This is a genomic window from Shinella sp. HY16 (assembly GCF_028534175.1).
GTDB lineage: Bacteria > Pseudomonadota > Alphaproteobacteria > Rhizobiales > Rhizobiaceae > Shinella.
Window position 1 is genome coordinate 52,460 of the sequence record NZ_JAHYXL010000002.1, and the last position, 21,224, is coordinate 73,683.

Consider the following 21,224-nt stretch of genomic DNA (forward strand, 5'->3'; position numbering starts at 1 on the left):
ATCGCAAGACTTGCCGCCGATACGGCGTAGCCGGCGATGTCCGCGTAACTTAACTTCCTGGTGTAGTGGAATACGGAAGACATGATGTCCTCCTCGCTTTGGGGCTAGGGTATTCAACCCTCAAACAGCAGCGCCCGTGAGATGGCTGCTGGAACGAAGACACTGGACCCGTTCCCCGGTCTTGGCAACAGATCAATTGCGGCGCAACCGTCGCGCGGATCAGGTTGAGGTGCGGCAAAGGTGGTGTCCGGCGCCCGAACAGCCCCGATTGTCGAGCGTAGGATAGAGGCCTACCCCTTGCTTGCCACTTCCCCGCTTTCCGCCAACACCACCAGCCGTGCGAGGGCAGGCAGGGAGCCGACCTGAAGTCGCCGCATGATCGCGGCCCGGTGCACTTCGACCGTTCGCTGGCTGACGCCCAGATCCATTGCGATCACCTTGCTGGGTTCGCCGGCGAGCACCCGGTCCAGGACTTCCCGCTGGCGCTCCGTCAGGCGCGCCATACGGGTCTTCGCCTCCTGCTGCCGGGCGGCCTGCTCGCCCTTGTCGCGGTTGGACTCCAGTGCCCGGGAAACGCTTGCCAGCAGCTCGGAAGGCCCGATCGGTTTCTCGATGAAATCGGAAGCGCCCGCCTTCATCGCCAGGACCGCGGTCGCGACGTCGCCGGCGCCGGTGATCATGACCGTTGGCAGCGTGGCCCCCCGGTCGCTCAGCGCCCGCAGTACGTCCAGACCGCTTATTCCCGGCAGCTTGACGTCCGCGACGAGGCACCCGGGCAACGCGTCGTTGAAGGCTGCGAGAAAGGTTTCCCCGTCGGAAAACGCCAGTACCCTGCGCCCGTCGGCCTCCAGGCTCTCGCGCAGCGCCTCGCGTGTCGTATCGTCGTCGTCGATGACATAGATCGCCGGCGCACCGGGGGGCGGCGCCTGCGGCTCGCCCTGCCGCTCGCCATGGGGCTCGATCCTGCCGGTGCGCAGCAGAAGCTGGATCGCCTTCAGGAGTTCGCCCAGACTTACCGGTTTCGGCATGTGCAGGCAGTTCTCGGCCGAAAGGATGCGCAACGTCTCCGCCCTGATGTCTCCCGTCAGAACGATCGCGGGAATGCTGCGGCCGAGAAGCGCACGAAGGTTTTTGGTGACGTCGAGGCCGTTCAGCTCATTCGGCAGGTTGTAGTCCGCCAGGATGAGCGCTGGTACCACCATGCCGCTGGAAACGAGCTCGATCGCCGCCGCGCTGCTGTCTGCGGCGTAGACCAGGTGATGTTCGTCGCGGAGCGCGATCTCGATCAGGCTGCGGACCTTCTGGTCGTCCTCGATGAGGAGCACGGTGCCGCGCAAAGGGGGCGCCTGCGTGTTTTGCTCGATCGGCGGCCGGTCCTCCTGCCGCTCCTGCCGCCCGAGCGCGACACGGAGCAAGAAGACCGAGCCCTTACCCGGAACGGAACGGACCTCGATCTCGTGGCCCAGCAACATGTTGAGGCGCTTGACGATGGAAAGGCCGAGGCCGAGGCCAAGGTCCGCCTCTTCGCCGGCGGCCTGGTGGTACTCGTCGAAAATCGCCTGGAGCTCTTGGGATGGAATGCCGACGCCGCTGTCCCAGACCTCGATGGCGAGTGCATCCTTGTGTCGCCGACAGCCGAGCAGGATCTTGCCTTGCCGGGTGTACTTGAGTGCGTTCGCCAAAAGGTTGCGAACAATCTGCTCCAGAAGGCGGGGATCGGTGCGCACCAGCAGGCTGGAAGGCACGAAGCGCAGGCGCAGGCCCTTCTCCGCGGCGCTGTAGCCGAATTCGTCGGCCAGCCGCTGCAGCACGTCATTCACGGGGCACGTAATGATACGCGGTTGGACCGTGCCGGCCTCTATCTGGTTGATATCGAGGAGGGCGTTCAGCATTCCGGACATGGAGCCGAGCGTATCGCCGAAGCTTCTGACCAGCTTCCGGGCCTGCTCGCCTTCCACCGATTGTTCCAGAAGGCCCTGAAGCAGGACCAGCGATTGCAACGGCTGGCGCAAGTCGTGGCTTGCCGCGGCGAGGAAACGGGATTTTGCCGCATTGGCGCGTTCGGCCGCCTGCTTCGCCCGGTCGAGCGCTTCGTGGGCACGATGCTGGGAGGTCACGTCGGCAAAGGTGATCACCACGCCTTCCATGCCCTCTTCCTGGGTTCGGTACGGCATGACCCGGCGCATGTACCAGGTGCCGTTTCCTGTCCTGACCTCGCGCTCCCGGGTGGCGCTACCATTCAAGATGGCGGAGGCGTCGCCGAGCAGGGTCGCGTCGGGCACGCGCGCGTTGAGGTCTACCAGCGGCCGGCCGATGTCGCCCATGATGACGTTGAAGATCGAGCGCGTCGCCGGTGTGAAGTAACGGATGTTCAATCCGGGATCGAGGAAGATCGTCGCGACGTCGGTGCTGTACAGCACGTTTTCGAGGTCGTTTGCCGTCGCGCGCTGGCGTTCCAGCGCTTCGTGAAGCTGGGCGTTGAGGGCGGTCAGCTCCTCGTTCAACGATTGCAGCTCCTCCTTGGAGGTCAGCAGTTCCTCATTGGCGGATTGATATTCCTCGTTGAGCGAGAGCGTCTCCGCATTGATCGCCTTCTGCTCTTCCGCCGCATTTTCCAGGTCCCGGATCGCCGCCTGCAGTTCCGTGCGTGTGGTGGCCAGCTCCCGCTCCAGGGCGCCGGACCGATCGTCGGGGGTGGCATCTTCGGGACGCTCACCGGCTTCAGGTGGCTGGGCGGTGTCGAGGAAGCTGACGAGAAACAGGTCTTCGCCGTCGCTGACGACGGGCTGAACCGCAATCTCGTAGCGCGACAGGGTGTCGTCCGCATCGTGGTAAAGGCCGGTCGCCACGATGCGGGCGTGCTCCTGCCGGGCGCGGTGGAGCGCCGAGCGGAGCTTGGTGTGCACGCTGCGCGGCGTCATTGTGAAGAGATCCTGGCTCGGATAGCCCTGGGCGATGCGCAGGTAGCGCTGTACGGGGCCAAGCGAATAGAGATACTCGTGTTTGCGGTTGATCAGCACCGTGGCCGGGGCATACGTGTCGAGAACCATGCGGCGGCAGAGATCGGCGAGCGCGGCCTGTCGGCTCGGCGCCTGCCCCTGCTGCGCCGGCACCCGGACATTGTCCGTTGCGTTGATGGCAAAGCCATAGCGGCCGCGCTGTCCCTTGCGGCGGAAGATCCTTGCTGACTTGTCGAGTACATCGAAGCGGTTGGTCGCCGTGCCCACCGTTTCCGTATTGCCGAGCAGCAGGATGCCGTTTTCGTTGAGGGCGAAGTGGCAGAGCGCGATGACCTTTGCCTGCGCCTCCGGGCCGAGATAGATCAGCAGGTTACGGCAGGAGATGAAGTCGACGTTGGAAAAGGGCGGATCGCTGAGGACGTTCTGGACCGCGAAAATGACGGACGAGCGAAGCTCCGAAGCGATCCGGTAGCCGTGTTCCTCCTGGGTGAAGAAGCGTTGCAGCCGCTCGGGCGAGACGTCCGCGTTGATCGCGAGCGGATAGAAGCCGTCGCGCGCGAAGGCGACCGCCGCCTCGTCCGCATCGGAGGCGAAGATCTGCATCTGGATGTCGCGTCTGGCCTGCGAAATGCACTCCTGGACGATCATGCCGAGCGAATAGGCCTCCTCGCCGGTGCTGCACCCTGCGACCCACAGGCGCAGCGTGCGCCCGGGCGGATGGTTCTTGACGAGTTCGGGCACGATCGTCGCGCGCAACCGCTCGAAAACCTCGGGGTCGCGGAAGAAGTTCGTCACATTGATCAGGATGTCGGTGGCAAGCTAGGACAGTTCAAGCGGGTTTTGTTTAAGGACGTCCAGGTAGCGTGCCGTGTCGGAGGAGGCGATCCCTGCCATGGCCATACGCCGTTCCATCCGGCGAAGCAGCGTTCCCTGCTTGTAGAGGGCGAAATCCTTGCCCGCCGTTTCGCGGAGCATGGTGAGGATCCTGTCGACGGTCGCCTCCTTCGAGGGCGGCCTAGCGTCGTCCCTGGCGGGCGGCGGCCGGTGCAAGGCCCCAGCGATTGCCGCCAGCGGCATGACGTGTTCAGCCATTCCTGAAGCGATCGCGCTCTTCGGCATCCCGTCATAGTCGGCTTCGTCCGGATCCTGGACATAGACCCGGCCGCCCGCCGCGCGGATGAGTCCGATGCCGATGCTGCCATCCGTCCCGGTGCCGGACAGGACCACTGCCGTCGCACGCGCGCCGTATTCCGCGGCGAGGGCCTGCAGGAGGAAGTCGAAGGGCATGCGCGTGCCGCGGCGGTCGGGCGGCGTGGTGAGGCGTATCGTGTCGGCTTGCACGCCCATGTAGCGGCCGGGCGGAATGATGAAGAGATGATCCGGCTCCAGCTTCTGGCCGTCCCTGGCTTGGATGACCGTCATGGGGGTGTGGCGGGAGAGGAGTTCGGCCAGCAGGCTCTCGTGGACGGGATCGAGATGCTGGACGAGAATGAAAGTGTTGCCGCCACCCGACGGCATGGCCTCAAGCAGGATGCGGCAGGCATCCAGTCCGCCGGCCGACGCGCCGATCGCGATAATCCTGCCGGAGGTGCCGTCGAACCCCGACGAGGCGTGCGCAAAGGGATGGCTCGAATTCATGGGCGACTTCTCGGGGATTTTGCACGCATTCTGAGGGTTCAATATGCGCGAATAGGAATTTGGCACAGTATGGGTATTGTCGCAGAAATTGTATACCCTTGACTATACGTATTATCCGAATCTGTTCGTGCAGATTTTTTTTGATAAATAATTAGTAACTAAAAAATAAATCGGACCGAACCGGATGGTGTTTTCTTGGCGAGTGTTTTTCACCTTGCCTCTCAAAGCATTTCTGCGTTGCATAAATATCTTCTTTTTTGCGGATACTATTCCCGGTTTAGATCGATTTTCCCGAAGGCGAGGCGCCTTCCATTGCCGGCGTCTACGCGTTCGAAGAAGAATTTTCGCGAGGCCGACGCTGCGATATCGAGGGGAACCAGACCCTGCCGATCGCGGAATCCCTCAAAGTGCTTGCGCAGCGCGCGGTGGCCGCAGGAATGCGGGACGGGCGTGTCACTTCGACCGATAGACGAATGAGGGCCACAATGGCGAAAGACAACGAGGGGGCTTGCGAAGAGGAGCCGATCAAAATTCTCCAGGCCCGAGATTTAGCCGGCAGCGATATGCGAGCCTATTCCAGGGAAAACGTGGACGGGGAGCCGGAGGGATATGCGCCGAGCGACTATGTCGCGATCTTCGACAAAAGGAACCTCGACCGGGAATGTCTTGCCAACAGTCTTGATACGCATCAGTTCGGCATCAGCATTTTCACCTTTTCCGGGCTTGTCAGCTGGCAGCAGCGCAAGGCAGGCCTTGGCACGCTCCGCGTCGCTCTTGTCAACATCGTCGGCAGGGACGTCGTGGCGCCGCAGTTCATGGACGAGATCGCGCAGTTCGTGACGACGCTTGAGCCAGTGCCTGTGGTGATATTGTCCGGCATTCAGACACTTGATCACGTACTGCAGGTCATCGACCGAGGCGTGCAAGGCTTCATTCCGAACACCGTCGATATCGATGTCTGCATCAAGGCACTTGCGCTTGCCATCGCCGGCGGTCGGTTTGTTCCGGCAAGCAGCGTGCTGGCGGTGCGCGGCCGTTTGGGCCGCTATTCCCGTGAGCGATGTGGCCATCACGTTTTCACGGCGCGTCAGCTGTCCGTTGCCGATGCGCTGCGCCGTGGCAAGGCGAACAAGCTCATCGCCCTAGAACTCAATCTCTGTGAGAGCACGGTGAAGGTGTATATTCGCAGTATCATGAAAAAGGTTGGCGCCACCAACCGGACGGAGGCCGCCTGCAAGGTCGGTGATATTATGTCCGACGAAGCCTGTGAAATCGGCAGGGCTTGAACCCGGACCCGGATCGGGCTCTGCCGGCTGCCGGATTTCTGGCCCGGGAGCTTTTATCCGGACCGGGCTTTTGCCGTCCTGATCGCGCTTCGGTCTATCGCGCGAGGATCAGGACAATGTACGCTCGCAGTCGAAGGTGACCTTGCTGAGAAGGTCCGCCGGCACCTGGATATCCGCCAAGGCGGCGGCGAGTTCGTCCCTCTTGGCGCGGATTTCATACCCCTTGACGGTTGCCAGATCGGTGCTGCTTGCGGTGGCGGAACATATGCCCTCAAGCGTCTCCACGCGCGCGAATTTCACGGCCTCGGCTTGTGCACTGGCGGTCGAAACCCATCCCGCGTTGAACGCGATGAGCGGCGCGGCGACAAGGCCGAGAATGAAACCCACCAGATAGTGTTTTGCATTTTCGATGCTGAGATGGAATGGCATGACTTTATTCCCTCTAATCGATGATTATCGGGATCTATAAGGCCCACGCTCGGACCTGGAGCCAATGGCAATCCGGACAGTTTTATCTTGCGCCTTGGGGCAGGGGAAGCAAATGAAACTCGCCGTTCTTCCTGTTAAATTGCCTTGAAGTTGTTGCTCTAATACCAACGCGCGCTGACGGCCTCTCGTAGAGGGGTTCCCAAATCATCGAATTTCTGACTCCCTGTGTCGAACGGAGGTTCGGCATGACGAGAGCGATCTCGTTGCGGATGGACTATGACGGCTCGACGCTGAGACGGCTTGCGAAGAAAGCCAGGGACGCCGCGCAAGTTCGCCGGCTTCTGGCTCTTGCTTCGATCTATGACGGTGGGTCCAGACAGTATGCATCCGAGATCGGCGGCGTGACGGTACAGATCGTTCGTGACTGGGTCGTGCGCTTCAATGAGCGCGGTCCCGATGGATTGATGAACACCAAAGCGCCCGGGGCTCGGTCGAAACTGAACGACGCGCAGCGCAAGGCGCTGGCTCAACTTGTGGAAAGCGGCCCAATTCCGGCCATTCATGGCGTGGTGCGCTGGCGGCGCAAGGACCTGGCCCAGTGGTTGTTCGAGGAGTTCCGCATTTCCATCGACGAGACGGCGGTGGGCCGCGAACTTAAGGCGCTCGGCTTTGCCAAGCTTTCGGCCCGTCCTCGTCATTATGCGCAGAACGAACTGGAAGGCGACGTTTTCAAAAAGACTTCCCCGCCGCTCTGGCAGCGATCAGGGAAAAATGCCCGCCCGGCACGGATAATCACCCCTGATGGGATCTCAAGAGCTTAATAAGGGCGTCTCATCGCTTCGATGATATGGTTGGGGTGCGAGGCATCGCACGCTGCAAAACAATGGCGAATCTGCGCACTGGAAGAGTGAACCGAATTGACCTTATTTGTACCCTTGCTTTCGGCACCAGGTGGGCCCACACTGATTTCTTCAGCAGCCAATGTTACGGGCACTGCTGTTTGAGGGTTGGTTACCCTGGCCCCAATCAAAGGAGGACGACATGTCTTCCGGTGCTGGAATTTCTGAAATCTCATCGCGGGAAATGGTCCGGTCCGCGCTGCGCATGGCGGGCTACAGCCCGGATGCCCTTGCTGAGAACGGGCAAAAATTCAACACGGCCACCAAACTGCTGATGCGGTTGGTCCACTCCGGCAAAGCCTCGCCGCACAGGCTGATGGAGCAACTTGAACGATCTTTCGGTCGCCCACTGAAGTACAAGGTACTCTTTGCCCCCCTTCGGCCTCGGCATGCTATCCAAGGCCTACCGCTTATTTGCAAGGCGGAATTTCGTCCGGTCAGCGTGCCCTTGCGATCTGGCGAAAACGATCTGCAGGGATGGGAGAATGAAGGCGGCGCTCCGAACCACGCCTCCCACAACAAATCTGTCCACCGATAAGCAGAGTGCGAAGCACACATACCTCCCGATGTGAATGGAGGACGACATGTCTTCCACTTATCCAAAACAATATACGCACGCCGCAGACATAAGACTGGTTCGCGATATTCTGAAGCGTTCGGATTATCAGATTGCGGAAGGAGGAACGGAGACGAAGCGCAGTCGCTCCGCCGCGAAGTTCGGGATCAGCCAGTTCAAGGCCGGTCTTATCGAACCGCCTTTCATGTTGCACAACCTCGAACATAGGGCGCGTCATCTGCCCCGAGCCGCAGATGATGCTGGCCTTCAGGTGTGGGAAAACGAGGGCGGCGCGACGAAAGGCGATGCGATATGATCAGTCGCTTGATGCTATCGGCCTTCCTCGTTGTCCTTTCGATCACCTTGGTCTGGATGTTTCGCCCTGAACAGAGCGCGTTCGAGCGACTGAATTCCACGCAGCTACGCCAGCCGGCGTCGACGCAGGCTGGAGGAGAGGTCATGCAGGACCCATGACACGGAAAAAGCACCGCCTCGCATTGGCCTTAGTTGATCGCCGCCGAGACTTCGCCGAACTTTACAGAAGGTTCCCGTCCCCACACGCGCAGCTTGCCGATTTCCGATGCGAAGGCGGAAAGCCCATACTCGCCGGGAAGGGCGACGACACCTTCATCATTCCCGGCGTCGGGCCGGTGGTTGCCGCCGGATGGCTTGCTGCCACGGCGGCGGGCGCAGTGGCAGGCGCGGTGGCCGGTGGCGCAGCAGGCGGGCTAATCGGCGCTCTTCCAGAGGCTCCGAAAGGGACTCGAGGTGAAACGGATGCGTGAATGTGATTTCGGTTTCGGTGGTTCTTTCGGTCATTTTGAGCACGGCTTTCTCGTCCTCCTTGCATTCAGGGTCATCGAAGCCCTCCCGCGGTCAGGATGTAGATGTGGTAGGCGCTTGTAACCGCGTTCAGGCAAAGCGCCGTAACCACGCTGTCACAAATAATGTGAGCGACGTCATCAACGACAGACAGCAAAAGAACAACCTGGATGCGCCTGACGCCAGCCTTGTCAGATGTCTCGATGACAATGTGTCTCTTGTCTTCGTGCGACCGGACTTCGCTTTTTATCGGCCGCGCTCCGAAATTGGGAAAAAGGTCAGCCGTGATGCTCTTGCGTGGCTTCAAAAACAGCAGGTGATTTCGCTTGGTGCGCATTGTTGCCTCACGCCTGTTGGGGCGGAAGCCTTGCGACCTTCAGCAATGGCGCACTTTTCAAAAGCCATCGATGACGAGCAGTACGCTTCGCCGTCTCATCCATCGACCACTGACTTCGGAGCGCTATCGGCATGAAACGGCCCCAATTGAGGGCTTGCCAATGCGTGGTATCGGGCGCAAGGTTGGTGTTCCAGCAGCCATTGACAAGGGCGCTGCTGTTTGAGGGTTGGTTACCCTGGCCCTGAAATGAAGGAGGACTCAATGTCTTCCATATTCTTCCACAAACAGCAAAGACATGTATGGACCACCGCGGGTGGCTATGTGTTTTTTGCAGCCAGCCTGACGATGATCCTCATCCTCTTCATGGAGGGTTGGCTATGGTAATCCTCATCTTCAAGGGCCCCGATATTCCGGGAACGCACCGCCGAACCGTCCTCCGGCAGATTCTCAAGAACGCCGACTATGAGACCCACAGCCTTGTGCTCGGGCAGGGAACCATGAATGAGGATGCGGCAAATCTTATCCGATTGATCAAGTCGGCGACGATCGATGCCGGAAACTATCCTCTATCTCGCAAAACGCGCGCGCAAGAACAGCGCGCCGGTGTCGAGGTTTGGGAAAACGAGGGCGGTTCCACCGCCGCGTGGCCACGATGCCCAATCGTCTGACGGTGATTCTTGTTGTCTTGGTTTTGGCGGTTGGTTTTGTTTGGTCCTACCGCCCGGACCAGAGCCGCTATGATCGCCTTCATCCCTCCCAATCGCGTCAGCCGGCAGCGTCCCAGTAATTATTCTTCATCAGGACACATCGCCATGGAAGACGGAAGAGCCGATATTGCCGAGCGTGTGAAAAACATCATCATCGGACAGTTGGCTGTCGAGAAATCGAAGGTCGTCGATGACGCTTCAATTGTCGATGACCTGGGCGCTGATTCCTTGGAGGTGGTCCAAATCGTGATGCTCATCGAAGACGAGTTTGGCATCGCCATTCCTGACGAGCCGGCCGAGGAATTCCTGACGGTTCGGGACGCCATCGACTTCGTGGTCGCATCACAATCGTGACAGATAAGCGGCGCCCGGATGACGATCAGTCGTTGCGGGGTGAAGGAGTTGACGGATGACAGCGAATAGCGAACGGTTTTTCAAGCCGACAAAGACTACTGCGGATAAAAAGGCGTCGGAGACCAACTCGGTCGCCTGGAGGATCATCGATCGGGAGGCCGCAACGTGGGAAAAGAAGACCGAGAAGCTGCGCGCGCTCCGCCTGGCGAAAGAGGTGTCCAATCCTGCACCCTTGCCGAAGTTGAAGCGAAAGTAGCAACGGAGCAGGTGTGGTCGGAAGCTGCATGACAGGCGCGGCTGTCTGCTCCAAATTCAAGCATTACTCCAACTGAAAGCCGAAGGCGAAAACGCCTTCGGCTTCGTATCTTGTGAGTTCAGTGCTTGTCAGGACAATGTGCGCCCGCAATCGAAAGTGACCTTGCTGAGAAGATCCGCTGGCACCTGGATGTCGGCCATCGCGGCGGCAACGAGTTCATCCCGCTTCGTACGGTTTTCATATCCCTTGTAGGTTGCCAGATCGGTGCTGCTGGCGGTGGCGATGCGGCTGGCCGAGGCAGAACATATGCCCGCAAGAGTCTCTACCCGTGCGGTCTTGACCGCCTCGATACGTGCGCTGGTGGTCGAAACCCATCCCGCATTGAAGGCGATGAGCGGCGCAGCCACGAGGCCGAGAACGAAACCCACCATGTAGGGTTTTGCTTTTTCCATGTTCAAACTGAATGACATGACGTTACTCCCTATAATCGATGATTATCGGGATCGATAAGGGCCCGCGCTCGGACCTGGAGCCAATGGCAATCCGGACAGTTTCAGTGTGCGCCTCAACGCGCAGAAAGCAAATGAAATTAAAGATTTTTCTTTGAATTCCCTCATTTTTTTCCGGTTGCAAAACAAAAACACATGATTTCAATTTTTGTGATATGATGAATTCAATCGAAAAACACATGAACTCGTGGGTTGTCGATGAGAATTTACAGTAATGAGTTACATGCTTTATTTGAGTTTTTGGAATTTTGTGCAGCCTGCATCAGATTTTTTGATGACATTATTTTTGAACAGCGCCGGCGGGATTATTTCCGGTGCTCATAGCGGCTTTTCGTATCGAAGAGGCGCCGTCACCGTAAGGAGCGTTCCATGAGTCTCAGTTTTCCAAACCAAAGCCGAAGCTATGAAGAGGCCGGCAAGCGTATCCGTTTTATTGGTCATGACGGCATGTTCGAGATTCCGTTCTTCGCGGGGGCGGACCTGTTCCCGGGAGTGATTTCCGAAGCCGGTTATCTCAGGGCTTTCGACGATGCCCGCGTCTCTGTCTACAAGGCGGCGCGGCGCGCCTATTCCGCTGGCCGAAAGCCGGTTTACGTCTTGACGCGCGCCGATTTCGGCTGAGAGCGTCCGCTCCCGGACGAAGCTTCGGCGACCTACATCCCCGACACGATTGCCGGGTTTCGCCCGGCCGGCTGCCTGGCCGCATCTGGGCAAAGGAATGATTATGGCCAGAGGCCAAGAGCGTGGCGTGCAAGACATCGGCAATTCGGAAACCGCCGTTGCCGAAAGGACCCACCATCCTGAGGTGGGCTCCAAGTCGGCGCCGGAGCCGCAAGTAGTTACGGACGGGAAAGGCGAGGGCAACAGTCCGTCGTCCGGATTCGGTTTCCGCCGGGCACCGGGCATGCCATGGAACGATCCCATGCCCGTGCGGGAGGAACTGTTCGGCATCGAACGGCTCGAGCAGCACGCCGCGACCCTTGCGCTTGCCCAACCGGTAACGAAGCGGCCGCCGTCCGTCCAGTCGCTGCACAAGCGCCTTAAGAGCAACGCGGCAGTCCTGCTTGCCGCCTACCGTGCCAGCGCCCTGGAGGTGGAGAACGAGCGCGGCGTCGTGCCGGCGGCCGAATGGCTGCTGGACAACTACCATTTGGTCGAGGAGCAAATCCGCGAGATACATGACGACCTGCCGCCCAACTATTACAGGCAGCTGCCAAAACTCGCCGAGGGGCCGTTCGCCGGATATCCGCGCGTCTTCGGCATTGCCTGGGCCTTCGTCGCGCACACCGACAGCCATTTCGATCCAGAGACGCTCGTCCGCTTCATCGCTGCCTATCAAAAGGTTCAGCCGCTGACTATCGGCGAGTTGTGGGCCGTGGCGATCACCTTGCGCATCGTGCTCGTCGAGAACCTGCGGAGGCTTGCCGACCAGATCACCGCCGGGCGCCGGATGCGTGCCGAGGCGGATGCGCTGGCCGACCGGCTATTGGCGAACGAGGGTCGCGGCAGCGCGCTTGAAAAGGTCTCCGCCGACCCCCTGCCCGAGCTCTTCGCGGCCCAGCTTGCCAAACGGCTGCGCGACCAGGACCCCAGCACGACACCGGCGCATGGCTGGCTGGAGGCGCGGCTGGCGAGGCAGCACAGTTCGGTTGACGCTGTGGTGCGGCATGCCCAGCAGCGCCAGGGCGCGTCGAATGTCACGATCAGGAACATCATCACCAGCATGCGGCTGATCAGCGATGTCGACTGGGCCGATCTTTTTGAAAAGGTCAGCCTCGTCGATGCGCGCCTTTCGGCCGACGGCAGCTTCGCCCGCATGGATTTCGCCACGCGCAACCTCTATCGCAGCGCCATCGAAGACCTCGCCCGCGGCTCGGACCTGTCGGAACTCGACATTGCCGGGCAGGCGGTGAAAGCGGCACAGGCCGCAGCGGTCACAGACGATACCGCCTCGCAGGCCGAACGTGTCGCGGATCCGGGCTACCATCTGATCGCGGAAGGGCGGCCGGCCTTCGAGCGCACGATCGGGTTCCGCCCGCCCCGGCACCTAATCGCCGGGCGGCTGGCGGCGCGCACGGGCATTGCCGGCTATGCCGGGGCGATCGGGTTCATGACGGCGATGCTTCTGGCGCTTGCGCTATGGCTGCTGTCTATCACTGGTCTCTCGGCGCCCGGCATGATCGTCTTCGCGATGCTGGCGCTGTTGCCGGCAAGCGATATCGCGACGGCGCTCGTCAACCGCTTCGTGAGCTGGAGCCACGGCGCGACCGGTCTGCCGGGACTGGAACTCGCGCAGGGTGTCCCATCGTCGTCACGCACGCTGGTCGTCGTGCCGACGCTCCTGAGCAATCGTGCCGACCTGCTGGAGCAGATCGAGCGGCTGGAGGTCCATCATCTCTCGGGCGCTGGCGGCGACCTGAGTTTTGCCCTGCTGACCGACGGGAAGGATGCGTCGCAGGAGACCGTCGAGGGCGATGGTGCGCTTCTCGCGCTCGCTGTCGAGGGCATGGCCGACCTCAATCACCGGCACGGGCCGGGTCCTTCTGGCGACCGCTTCCTGCTTTTGCACCGCAAGCGCCGGTTCAATGCCGGCGAGACCCTCTGGATGGGCTGGGAGCGCAAGCGCGGCAAGCTGCACGAGCTCAACCGCCTGCTGCGCGGCGCCACTGACACCAGCTTCATGGCGCTCGGCGGAAAGTCGCCGTCCGTCCCGCCGGACGTGCGCTATGTCATCACCCTCGACGCGGATACGAAACTGCCGCGCGACACGGTCCTGCGGCTGATCGGCAAGATGGCGCATCCTCTCAACCGGCCGCGCTTCGATATCGGGCAGCAGCGGGTCGTCGATGGTTATGCGATCATCCAGCCGCGTGTCACCCCGTCGCTTCCCATCGGCCGCGAAGGCTCGCTCTACCAGCGGGTCTTTTCCGCGCCCGGCGGCATGGATCCCTATGCCGCGGCCGTTTCCGACGTCTATCAGGATCTGTTCGGTGAGGGTTCCTATACCGGCAAGGGCATTTATGACGTCGATGCCTTTGAGGCGGCGCTGGCCGGGCGCATACCCGAGAATACCCTTCTCAGCCACGACCTTTTCGAGGGCACGTTCGCGCGGGCGGGGCTTGCCTCCGATGTCGAGGTGGTCGACGATTTTCCGTCGCGCTACGACGTCGCCGCCCGGCGCCAGCACCGCTGGGCGCGCGGCGACTGGCAGCTGCTGCCCTGGATATTCGGACGGCGGGCGCTTCCCGCACTCGGCCGCTGGAAAATGCTGGACAATCTGCGCCGTACCCTCATTGCACCATCGATATTCGCGGCGCTCGTAGCCTGTTGCGCGATGCCGTTGCAGGCGGGCGTGACAGGTGCGTTGCTCATCGCGGCCTGCATCGCGTTTCCCGCTTTCCTGCCGGTAGCCTTCGCCATCCTGCCGCGCCGCAGTGGCCTGCAGCTGAGCAGCCATGCCGTCAGACTTGCCGGCGACATCAAGCTCGCCGCGATGCAGGCCGCGCTTGTCCTCTCCTTCCTGCCCGATCAGGCATGGCGCAATTGCGACGCCGTGCTCAGAACCGCTGGCCGGCTGATGGTGACGCGCAGGAAACTCTTGGAGTGGACGACCGCCGCGACGTCCGGAAACCGGACACGGCTGACGCTTGCCGGCTTCTACCGCGACATGGCGGGCGGCACGGCGACCGCGCTGATCCTTCTCACTGCTGCCGTCGCGTTTTCGCCGGCCGCCTGGCCTCTGGCTCTGCTGCTGGCGCTCCTCTGGTCGGCCACGCCCGCCATCGCGCTCTGGGTCAGCCGGTCGCCGACAGCACGGCCGGGCCGGGCGCTTTCGGATGGCGATGCGGCGGAACTCCGGCTCGTCGCGCGACGCACATGGCGGTTCTTCGAGACCTTCGTTACCCCGCTGGAAAACATGCTGCCGCCGGACAATTTCCAGGAAACCCCGCTGCCCGCCATCGCCCACCGCACCTCGCCGACCAATATCGGCCTCTATCTTCTCTCGACGGTCGCCGCGCGCGACTTCGGCTGGGTGGGGACCCTTGAAGCGCTTGAACGGTTGGAAGCGACTTTCTCTACGCTCAAGCGGCTTGATCGTTTCAACGGACATTTCTTCAACTGGTACGATACGCGCGATCTCAGAACCCTCGCTCCCGCCTATGTCTCCTCCGTCGATAGCGGCAATCTCGCCGGCCACCTGATCGCGTTTGCGAATGCCTGCGAGGAGTGGGCCGGGACGCCGCCGGCGGAAGACGGGGAGGGTTTCGGTGATACGCTGGCGCTCACCCGCATGGCTCTCGGCGAGACGGCCGGCAATCCCGGTGCCAGCCTGACAGCCATTCTCGACGAGGCTGAAGCCCTCGTGCGTGGCCCCCAATCCATCGAGGCCGCAACACCGGCATTGACACGGCTTCTTGACAAGGCCTTGAAACTGGCCGAGCAGGCAGCACCTGCCGATGACGGCACGGCCGCCGATCTTACGTTCTGGATAGGCGCGCTCGCCCGATCCGTCACACAGGCCGCGCGCGACCGGCAGGTCTTCCGCGACGATGCCGCCTCCGTGAAAGCCCGGCTTCAGGCGCTTTCGGACACAGCCCGCACCATGGCGCTCGACATGGATTTCGCCTTCCTGTTCGATCCCGACAGGAAGCTCCTGTCCATCGGCTATTCGCTCGCCGACAACGGGCTCGACCCGAACTGCTACGACCTTCTCGCTTCGGAAGCCCGGCTTGCGAGCTTCTTCGCCATCGCTAAGGGCGATATCAGCACGCGCCATTGGTTCCGCCTCGGTCGGGCGGCGACGCCGCTCGGCAGCGGCTCGGCGCTGATCTCCTGGTCGGGCTCGATGTTCGAATATCTCATGCCTTCGCTCGTGATGCGCGCACCGGCGGGAAGCCTGCTCGACGACACAAACAGGCTGATCGTCGCGAGGCAGGAGGCCTATGGGCGATCGCGGCACGTGCCCTGGGGCATATCGGAATCCGCCTTCAATGCGCGCGATATAGAGTTCACTTATCAATATTCCAACTTCGGCGTGCCGGGGCTCGGCCTCAAGCGCGGGCTGTCAGGCAACATGGTTATCGCCCCCTATGCCACCGGCCTTGCCGCCATGGTCGATCCCCATGCCGCGCTCGACAACTACCGGCATCTCGAATCCCTCGGTGCGCGCGGCGTTCACGGTTTCTACGAGGCGCTGGATTTCACCCGCGCCCGCCTGCCCGAAGATGCCCGCGTCGAGATCATCCGCAGCTACATGGCCCACCATCAGGGCATGACCATCGTCGCCATTGCCGTCCTCCTGCAGGACGGGCGCATGCGGGCGCGGTTCCACCGCGAGCCGATGATCATGGCCAGCGAGCTTCTGCTGTCGGAGCGCATGCCGCGCGACGTGGCGATTGCCCGCCCGCGCGCCGAGGAGGTCAAGGCATCCGCAGGAATTTCCCTGAACCCGGCGCCGTCGGTGCGCCGGCTGGCGCTGCCCGTCGCCGGCGCGCCGGTCACGCATCTCCTGTCCAACGGGCGCTATGCGGTGATGCTGACGGCCTCGGGCGGCGGCTACAGCCGCTGGCGCGATATCGCCGTCACGCGCTGGCGCGAAGATGCGACCCGCGACGATTGCGGCGCCTTCATCTTTCTCAGGGACATGCAGACTGGCACAGTCTTTTCACTCACCCCCCTGGCAACGGGCGACAGGGCCGAGGCCTCGGTGGTCTTCGGCGAGGATCACGCGCAATACATTCGCCATGACGAGACGCTGACGACGGAGATGGATGTCATCGTCTCCGGCGAAGATGACGGCGAGGTGCGCCGGATCTGCCTCACCAATAGCGGGCGACGAGTGCGCGAGATCGAGCTGACCTCTTATGCCGAACTGGTGCTTGCCACGCCGGCGACCGACAACGCGCATCCCGCTTTCGACAAGATGTTCGTTGAGACCGAGTATTTGCCGGAGTACGGCGCGCTCATCGCCACGCGGCGCCGCCGCGCGCCTTCGGAGGCCGAGATCTGGGCCGCCCATTTCGCGGTGGTCGAGGGCGATGCGGTTGCCGATTCGCAATACGAATCCGATCGCGCCCGTTTCCTCGGGCGCGGCCGTTCCATCGCCACCGCCGCGGCCATCCACGACGGGCAGGCGCTGTCCAACACCGCGGGAACCGTTCTCGATCCGATCTTCGCGCTGCGCCGCAGCGTGCGGGTGCTTCCCGGCAAGGTGGCGCGCGTCGCCTTCTGGACGGTCGTCGCCGGCTCGCGGGAAGAGCTCCTCGAACGGATCGACAAGCACCACGACAGGAGCGCCTTCGAGCGGGCGAAGACGCTTGCCTGGACCCAGGCGCAGGTGCAGCTTCACCATCTCGACATGGATCTGGAGGAGGCTGCGGACTTCCAGCGTCTTGCCGCGCCCATCCTCTATGCCGACGCGCGCTTCCGCCCCGCGTCGGATGCCATCCTTGCCGGTGCCGGGCCGCAGTCGGGCCTGTGGCCCTACGGCATTTCCGGCGACCTGCCGATCGTGCTGCTGCGCATCGAGGATGCCGAAGACCTTCCGCAGCTGCGCCAGATGCTGCGCGCGCACGAATACTGGCGCATCAAGCGGCTCGCCGTCGATCTGGTGATCGTCAACGAGCGCGCTGCGTCCTATGTGCAGGATCTGCAGAACGCCGTCGAGGCCGCCGTGCGCTCCAGCCAGTCCCGCCCGCGTTTCGGCGACACGCCGGCACAGGGCGCGGTGCACGTGCTGCGCGCCGATTTCCTGAACCAGGAGACGAAAAACCTCCTGAACGCCACCGCGCGCGTCGTGCTTTCGGCCCATCGTGGCCTGATCGCCGATCAGTTGGCGCGTCTTTCCGACGGCATCGAGCGCTCGGCTCCTCTGCCGCCGCCCTTTCCCTCGAAATCCTCGGCCGAGATGGTCGCGCCACCGGTGGATCTAGAATTCTTCAACGGGCTGGGCGGGTTCGACAGGAACGGCACGGAATATGTGACCGTGCTGGAAAACGGCGCGACGACCCCGATGCCCTGGATCAACGTTATCGCGAATCCCGCCTTCGGTTTCCAGGTGTCGGCGGACGGCAGCGCCTATAGCTGGGCGGAAAACAGCCGTGAGAACCAGATCACGCAATGGTCCAACGACCCGGTCTGCGACCCCTCCGGTGAGGCCCTGTATATCCGCGACGAGGAGACACTCGACCTCTGGAGCCCCACACCCCAGCCGATCCGAGATTCCGGACGGTATGTGGCGCGCCACGGCTTCGGTTACAGCCGTTTCGCGCATCGGGCGCACGGGATCGAAAGCGACCTGCTCTCCTACGTGCCGCTTGCCGATCCCATCCGCATTTCGCGGTTGACGCTGACCAACCATTCGTCGCGGCCGCGCCGCCTGTCGATCACGAGCTATGCCGAATGGGTGCTCGGCACCCTGCGGGGTGCAAGCGCGCCGTTCATTGCAACATCCCTGGACGTCGAGACGGGCGCGATCTTCGCTAGCAATCGATCGGCCATGGGTTTTCCCGGCCGCGTCGCCTTCGCCGATCTCGGTGGACGGCAGACCGCATGGACCGGCGACCGCACGGAATTCCTCGGGCGGGGCGGGAGCTCCGCGCGACCGGCGGCGCTTACAAGACGAATGCCGCTCGGCGCCAAGGTCGGCGCGGGCCTCGATCCGTGCGCTGCATTGCAATGCACGATCGAACTCGACCCGGGTGAAAGCATCGAACTCGTCTCCTTCCTCGGTGAAGCCGCTTCGGCGGAGGAAGCCGGCGCGCTGATCACCCGCTACCGCGCCGCCGATCTCGGCGCGGTTCTTGCCGACGTGAACGCGCATTGGCAGACGCTGTTGCAGACCGTGCAGGTCAGGACACCGGATCGGGCGATGGACATCATGCTGAACGGCTGGCTGCTCTACCAGACGCTCGCCTGCCGCATATGGGCTCGCTCGGCCTTCTATCAGGCAAGCGGTGCCTATGGTTTCCGCGATCAGTTGCAGGACGGCATGGCGCTGGCTTTCGCCCGGCCGGAGGAGACACGGGCGCATATCCTGCGCGCGGCAGGCCGGCAGTTTGCCGTAGGGGACATGCAGCATTGGTGGCTGCCCCATTCGGGCGCGGGTGTTCGCACGCGAATTTCCGACGACCGCGTCTGGCTCGCCTTCGCCACCGCGACCTATGTCGGAACGGCCGGCGATGCGGCGATCCTCGATGAGGTCATCCCGTTTCTGGATGGACCAGTCCTCGCCGAGGGGGAACACGATGCCTTCTTCCAGCCGACGCCCTCCGGCGAGACGGCCTCGCTCTTCGAACATTGCGCCCGCGGCCTCGACCAGGCCGTCACGCTCACCGGCCGTCATGGCCTGCCCCTGATTGGCACCGGCGACTGGAACGACGGCATGAACCGGGTCGGCGAGGGCGGTGAAGGGGAAAGCGTCTGGCTCGGCTGGATGCTGATCGGCACAATCGACTTGTTCGCGCCGCTTGCGGAGAGCCGCGACCCCGAACGAGCCGCACACTGGAAGGCGCATGCAGAGAATCTCAAGGCTTCCATTGAACAGGAAACCTGGGACGGGGCTTGGTACCGGCGCGCCACCTTCGATGATGGCTCATGGCTGGGATCGAAGGACAATGACGAATGCCGGATCGACAGCATCGCCCAGACCTGGGCGGTTCTATCCGGCGCTGCCGATCCCGCCCGCGCCGCCGCCGCCATGGCGTCGCTGGAGCGCCATCTGATCCGCAAAGAGGAGGGGCTTGCCCTTCTCTTCACACCAGCTTTTGACGCGACTCCACGTGACCCGGGTTACATCAAGGGCTATCCGCCGGGCCTGCGTGAGAACGGCGGCCAGTACAGCCACGCTGCCATGTGGGCGATCCTCGCTTTCGCGCGGATGGGGCAAGGCGATAAGGCACACAATCTCTTCGCCCTGCTGAATCCGATCAATCATGCAAACACACCCGAAGCGGCAGCACGCTACAAGGTCGAGCCCTATGTGGTCGCCGCCGACGTCTACTCGGTCGCCCCCCATGTCGGGCGCGGTGGCTGGACATGGTACACAGGCTCCGCCGCTTGGATGTACCGCGCCGGCATCGAGGGCATCCTCGGCCTGCGCCGGGAAGGCGCAGTGCTCGTGATGGACCCTTGCCTGCCGGCATCATGGCCGCAGGTCGAGGTGGCGTTCAGAATGGGAGACACTTGCTACGATATCCAGGTCAGAAGGGCTTCCGATCGACCAAACAGCACGCCCTCCGCGACGTTGGACGGCGCGTCGTTGCCCTACGCTAGCGGTCCGATACGTTTGCCCGTGGATGGTGGCAGGCATGTTCTGGTGTTCGTTGTATGAAGTGGTGATCAAGCTCGAAAGTTGCGCCAGCTTGGAATTTATCACGATACAAACGGTAAGTTTGGTGCTCGAGGCCTGTTTGCCGGATTTTAGGATACATCTCCGGTAACCCGCCCCATGTTGCGCCGATCCATTACATCTATCAGAAACGGGTTTTCTACAGTTTTTCTTTGCCAGGAAAGAAGATAGACGACCTTCACTTCAGTCTACGCGCCCGCGTGGAGGTTGAGTAGTTGGTGACTTGGGGGGAATGGAAAAGCGTCTTTCTGGAGGGCCTCTACCGGGAATTGCCTGACGACGAAAAGGACCGGAGCGAAGATATGTACACCTGGCGGCTTCCGCAGGAGCGTGGCAACTGGTGTGAGCCAGGCGCCTGCAGCCTTGGAGGGCATGCGCATTCGGACGTACAAACACCCCCCATCTTCCAACGCGTAGAAATCCACAAATTTCCGGGCCGGCGGGCGGCGGTGGCCTGAACTTCAGGCACGGCATTCGTTCAACACGCCTCACGGCGCGGCGCTAGCCTCTACGTGTCGATATCACAACCGTGGTACCTGCCCCAAATTGTGCTTGCATGGGGAGTAGAGATGTAACCGCAATGCGGAGTCACGCTCGGCGAACAAGTGCTTTCATCAAACTGCACCTCGGCCGCAAGATGCGCAGCCACACAAGCAGCAAGACGATGGGTTGGTAAGAGAAATCCAATGCGGACGAGGATTCACCAACAGGGTCGCCAGTTCGCCCCTCATTAAGAGCCATATCCTGCAAAATGACCGCCTCGCGCGCAGTGGGCATCCTTGATGCCGGTGCGAAGGGCCGTTCCACACCATCACTTTTGCTGAAGCGGGATGGCTAGGTTGCGTCAATTGACATCGTGTCCGCTTCTTCCAGCGTCTTCAGCCGCCTGTCAGCTGAACATCCATGCCTCCGAACTTATAGACACTAGCATCGATGAGGCGCGCTTACGGTAAGGCTACGCTACTGGCGTGCCGGCCTCATACTCTTTCAGCAGGCCGAGATCTGTCTGTCCATGAAACGGTTGCGCTCCATTCTCTGGTCCTCTCGGGGGCCAGGGCTTAGGGTCCGGACCCAATAATTAGCTTTCCTTGAGCGCTGGGGCATGATTCATTGCCGCGACGA

General features: G+C 62.0%; 14 protein-coding genes. 10 read left to right on the top strand and 4 right to left on the bottom strand.

Annotated elements, in window-relative coordinates:
- Positions 1-290 precede the first annotated feature (290 nt).
- Positions 291-3,755 (bottom strand): CheR family methyltransferase, encoded by a 3,465-nt coding sequence (locus K0P03_RS20375; protein ID WP_272790527.1) that lies wholly within the window; start codon positions 3,753-3,755, stop codon positions 291-293.
- A gap of 24 nt (positions 3,756-3,779) precedes the next feature.
- The gene (locus K0P03_RS20380) at positions 3,780-4,598 is read right to left on the bottom strand and encodes a chemotaxis protein CheB (protein ID WP_272790528.1); all 819 of its coding nucleotides are present in this window, start codon (positions 4,596-4,598) and stop codon (positions 3,780-3,782) included.
- A gap of 485 nt (positions 4,599-5,083) precedes the next feature.
- Here K0P03_RS20380 and K0P03_RS20385 point away from each other — a divergent pair, with 485 nt between their 5' ends.
- Complete coding sequence (locus K0P03_RS20385; protein ID WP_245462386.1) at positions 5,084-5,884, top strand: helix-turn-helix transcriptional regulator; 801 nt, start codon at positions 5,084-5,086, stop codon at positions 5,882-5,884.
- Between the two features lie 108 nt (positions 5,885-5,992).
- On the opposite strand, the gene K0P03_RS20390 is transcribed toward K0P03_RS20385, so the two are convergent.
- Positions 5,993-6,313, bottom strand: coding sequence for a hypothetical protein (locus tag K0P03_RS20390; protein WP_130520409.1), 321 nt, complete (start codon positions 6,311-6,313; stop codon positions 5,993-5,995).
- A gap of 245 nt (positions 6,314-6,558) precedes the next feature.
- Between K0P03_RS20390 and K0P03_RS20395 the strand changes: the two genes are divergently transcribed.
- The 7 genes from K0P03_RS20395 to K0P03_RS20425 all read left to right on the top strand — a co-directional run bounded on the left by K0P03_RS20395 (position 6,559) and on the right by K0P03_RS20425 (position 10,244).
- Positions 6,559-7,134, top strand: coding sequence for a helix-turn-helix domain-containing protein (locus tag K0P03_RS20395; RefSeq protein ID WP_272790529.1), 576 nt, complete (start codon positions 6,559-6,561; stop codon positions 7,132-7,134).
- Between the two features lie 220 nt (positions 7,135-7,354).
- Positions 7,355-7,750 (top strand): hypothetical protein, encoded by a 396-nt coding sequence (locus K0P03_RS20400; protein WP_130520405.1) that lies wholly within the window; start codon positions 7,355-7,357, stop codon positions 7,748-7,750.
- Positions 7,751-7,796: 46 nt separating this feature from the next.
- Complete coding sequence (locus K0P03_RS20405) at positions 7,797-8,084, top strand: hypothetical protein (protein ID WP_130520403.1); 288 nt, start codon at positions 7,797-7,799, stop codon at positions 8,082-8,084.
- A 465-nt stretch (positions 8,085-8,549) separates the two neighbouring features.
- On the top strand, positions 8,550-9,062 hold the full coding sequence (locus K0P03_RS20410) for a hypothetical protein (protein WP_272816002.1): 513 nt from the start codon (positions 8,550-8,552) through the stop codon (positions 9,060-9,062).
- Positions 9,063-9,304: 242 nt separating this feature from the next.
- Complete coding sequence (locus tag K0P03_RS20415; RefSeq protein WP_130520397.1) at positions 9,305-9,595, top strand: hypothetical protein; 291 nt, start codon at positions 9,305-9,307, stop codon at positions 9,593-9,595.
- A 144-nt stretch (positions 9,596-9,739) separates the two neighbouring features.
- On the top strand, positions 9,740-9,988 hold the full coding sequence (locus K0P03_RS20420; RefSeq protein WP_130520426.1) for an acyl carrier protein: 249 nt from the start codon (positions 9,740-9,742) through the stop codon (positions 9,986-9,988).
- Between the two features lie 55 nt (positions 9,989-10,043).
- Positions 10,044-10,244 carry a hypothetical protein gene (locus K0P03_RS20425; protein ID WP_130520396.1) on the top strand — a complete coding sequence of 67 codons (201 nt, stop codon included), beginning with the start codon at positions 10,044-10,046 and terminating at the stop codon, positions 10,242-10,244.
- Positions 10,245-10,372: 128 nt separating this feature from the next.
- Here the strand turns inward: K0P03_RS20425 and K0P03_RS20430 are convergent, their stop codons facing one another.
- Positions 10,373-10,714, bottom strand: coding sequence for a hypothetical protein (locus K0P03_RS20430; protein ID WP_130520394.1), 342 nt, complete (start codon positions 10,712-10,714; stop codon positions 10,373-10,375).
- 408 nt (positions 10,715-11,122) lie between these two features.
- Between K0P03_RS20430 and K0P03_RS20435 the strand changes: the two genes are divergently transcribed.
- Positions 11,123-11,374, top strand: coding sequence for a DUF1488 family protein (locus K0P03_RS20435; protein ID WP_130520392.1), 252 nt, complete (start codon positions 11,123-11,125; stop codon positions 11,372-11,374).
- Between the two features lie 301 nt (positions 11,375-11,675).
- Positions 11,676-20,084 (top strand): GH36-type glycosyl hydrolase domain-containing protein, encoded by an 8,409-nt coding sequence (locus tag K0P03_RS20440; RefSeq protein WP_272790530.1) that lies wholly within the window; start codon positions 11,676-11,678, stop codon positions 20,082-20,084.
- Positions 20,085-21,224: the final 1,140 nt, after the last annotated feature.